Source organism: Rhodovulum bhavnagarense (assembly GCF_004343505.1).
GTDB classification, from domain to species: Bacteria; Pseudomonadota; Alphaproteobacteria; order Rhodobacterales; family Rhodobacteraceae; genus Rhodovulum; species Rhodovulum bhavnagarense.
This window is the reverse complement of record NZ_SLXU01000037.1, coordinates 1-3,361: the sequence shown is the minus strand read 5'-3', so window position 1 is coordinate 3,361 and position 3,361 is coordinate 1. Positions and strand designations below refer to the sequence as shown.

The 3,361-nt window shown below is 63.8% G+C and carries 3 protein-coding genes; 1 reads left to right on the top strand and 2 read right to left on the bottom strand.

Annotated features, from left to right (window positions below; all coding sequences use genetic code 11):
• Positions 1-450, top strand: a 450-nt coding sequence (locus EV663_RS15395; RefSeq protein ID WP_425057151.1) for an AMP-binding enzyme, incomplete at its 5' end; no start/stop codon positions are given.
• 424 nt (positions 451-874) lie between these two features.
• Here EV663_RS15395 and EV663_RS15710 read toward each other — a convergent pair.
• A complete protein-coding gene (locus EV663_RS15710; protein ID WP_165910230.1) occupies positions 875-1,024 on the bottom strand; it encodes a hypothetical protein in 150 nt (49 codons plus the stop codon).
• 24 nt (positions 1,025-1,048) lie between these two features.
• Positions 1,049-2,557, bottom strand: a complete 1,509-nt coding sequence (locus EV663_RS15390; protein ID WP_165910229.1) for a transporter substrate-binding domain-containing protein — start codon at positions 2,555-2,557, stop codon at positions 1,049-1,051.
• Positions 2,558-3,361 lie beyond the last annotated feature (804 nt).

Genomic DNA, 3,361 nt, shown 5'->3' with positions numbered 1-3,361 from the left:
GGCTGTCGGCGCGATGCGGATGGCTATTACTGGATCACCGGGCGGGTGGATGACGTGATCAACGTGTCGGGCCACCGGATGGGTACGGCCGAGGTGGAAAGCGCGCTGGTGGCCCATGCCGACGTGGCCGAGGCCGCGGTGGTGGGCTATCCGCACGAGATCAAGGGCCAGGGCATCTATGCCTATGTCACGCTGATGAACGGGGTCGAGCCCTCTGACGCGCTGAAACGCGAACTGGAAAAATGGGTGCGCACCGAGATCGGGCCGATCGCCAAGCCCGACATCATCCAGTGGGCCCCGGGCCTGCCCAAGACCCGGTCGGGCAAGATCATGCGCCGCATCCTGCGCAAGATCGCCGAAAACGATTTCGCCACCCTCGGCGACACCTCGACGCTCGCCGACCCCTCCGTCGTCGACGAGCTGATCGAAAACCGCACCAAGATGGCCTGAACAAAAGCCCCGAGGTGCCAGAAAAAACCTCCGCCCGGAGAGGAGCCGGGCGAAGGCCCAAAACCGAAACAACGGGAGGATCCCGACCGGGTCAACCCGGCGGCGTGATCGCTCCCGACAGCAGCGCGGCAGGGGCATGGCAAACAGTGTTCCGGGTCGCCCCCCCCGCAGGACCAAATACACCGAAACGGGGCGCAGGCCCTGCACCGGGTCCCACCTGCATCGATTTTGTCCAGGCAGCGCAAGACGGACCGTTCCGGCACGATGGGACCACCGGTTTCGCGTTCGCGTGCCGGGCTGGCCGCAACCGCGACTTGGCCCATGCCACACGCGAGATTCCGCCCGGTAGGTCCGGCCGGCATCGCACGGAATGGCATCCAAGGCGTGTCAGATCCGCACCGGACAGCCCCACGATCGGCGCGGGCTAATGCACCTTCTGACTGGACGCACCAGCATCGCGCAACTCGCTGATATCGCTCAGGCTGGCAACCAGGCGGATCGCGTTACCCTTGGGGTCGCGCACGATTTTCAGCCGCGTTCCGAACGTGGCGACACGACCATCGTCACAATGCATCCTGAATTCTCCGATCCAGGTTGCTCACCTGCCCTGCCCCCCGCCGAAAAGTCCGGCCTGAACGATCTCGCGATCCTCTGGTACGGCGCGGGCCAGCAATGCCGCGCGCAGGTCGTCGAATTCCTCGGGTATTTCACCGATCACCGAGCGGTAATTGTCGTTGACCCAGAAGGCGCCTGTCGCCAGGTCGATGTCGAAATACACATCACGCGTCACCTCGGTAACCAGCCGAAACCGCTCTTCGCTGAGCGCGAGGCTGTCCTGGACTCGCTGACGTGCGATCTGATCGCCGATCCGTCCCGCGATCAGGCGCATCATCCGGTCCTCTTCCGCGAGGAACGCATCCCCTTTCTCCTGCTCGGGGGAAAGCGCGTCATAGACCACCGTCACCTCGCCATAGGGCCGCCCATCCACAAGAACCGGGATGGTCATGCTGGCAACGATCGGACGCGTTCCGATCAGGTCGCAACAGGTATCGCCAAGCCGCACGCGCGCATAGGCATGCTTTGGAAACCAGAACCCTTCCGGCAGGTCGCGCGCCAACAGACTCGCCATACCGGCAATGTCGCGCACGTTGTCCTTGACCGCCTCAAAGGCCCAATGGGTCGTCTGTGCCTCTCTTACCCGCTTGGCCAGCCACCGCTCGGCACCCTCGCGGCTGGCCATCTCGCGGCGCACCTTGCGGCGCAGGGCATAAGCCCACAACAGCGCCAGCGCGACACCGCCCAGCAGGATCGCGGCCAGTTGCAGCAACCAGTCCGACCGGCCCCGGTCGCCGCTTTCCTCCAGTGACCGACCGTACCATTTTTGATCCAGCTCCCGCCACCGGTCCGGCGGAATGGCCCTGAACCCCGCCTCGACCGTCAGGAACAAGGGGTCATCGCCCTTGCGCACGGCCCAGCGTCCCTGGGCCACGTAAAGCGGTGGTGCGGCCCGGAACCTGTCCAGCAGGTTTCGTTGGCCCAACAAGTACCAGGCCTGGTGTTCGAGCATGCAGAAGACACGCACCTCGCCGGCGGCGGCAGCCTCGATCAGCGATGCGGGGTCGGGATAGGCACGCAGCGCGTCGAACCCCGCCGCCCTGAGGAATTCTTCGCAGGCATCGCGCGTCATGACCCCGATCACGAGAGAGCGTGCCGAATCCAGGTCGGTGATACCCAGCATCTCGGCAGAATAGAACAACGACGAGTGGATCGTGATGAAAGGCTCGGAAAAGCGCATGGTTTCCCGCCGCTTGGCGGTCGCCACTATGCTGTCCATGACATCCGCCTCGCCCGCCTCGAACGCGGATAGGGCAACACCCCAGTCATCGAGCAGGAACTCGACTTCTATTCCGGTCGCCTCTTGCCAGGCCAGCCACGCCTCGACCCGGCTGCCGGTTGGTCGGCCTTCTGGGTCCTGCATGAAGAAGGGGGGGAAATTCGCAGGCCCGGCAACGGTTATCGTTCGCCTGAGGGCCGGGCTGTCAGCACCGGGCAACGCCTGCGCCGCGGCCATGAGCACCGAGGCGACAAAAACGACGACCGACAGCATCACCGCGCCGATGCCAGCCCGAGACAGGCCCGGCCAACTGGCCCACCGGGCGCTCAAACACCTCAGGCTGCCTGGTGCCATGGTTTCATCATCTCCACACCATGCGGACCAAGAGCAATGCCACGCCTTACCTGGAGTTTGACCGATACGGGACAGCGCGCATCGGCCGATCGCCATCTCGTGGCATGGATTGCAATCCGCCAAACTCGTTTCCGGGGTGGGGCTTGATCCCACGGAATCAGAAAAACACAGTTTTCCAAGCCGCGCCACCGCGCACGCACCCATCGCAGGGCGTCACCTGCTTTTTTGTGGCCGCGATGCGATCATCATCCACCGGTCAGAATACGAAAGGGCGCACGGCAACGCGATGCAGCCTGCAAACTCGCGCAGCACGCATAGCTCCTCTGCATTCTCGCCCGGAAACGGGAAAAACCCTTGTCGGACGGGACTTCCGGCCATGCTGCCGACAGCCTTTCAAGCACCTTGAGGGCATGGAACTTGCTGGAACATCCCGTCACACCCATGATATAATGACACTGAGCGGGGCTTTAGTTCACCAGAACGACCTTGCCGGGAGGAAGGCGCCAGAAAAAGGGTGCCCGGTCCCGTCCCCGTGCCGGGCAGATGCCCAAGGAGTGAAGTGCCATGTCCGCGCAATCCGCAACCCAGGTTTTGTCGATCCTGCCCACGGCCAAGGCCGCCATGTCGCCCGAACCGGCGCAGACGATATCTGCGGACATGTTCGGTGCGATCCAGACGGGTTTTCAGCATTTTTCCGGGTTTGAGGAACAAAGCGCGTTGATG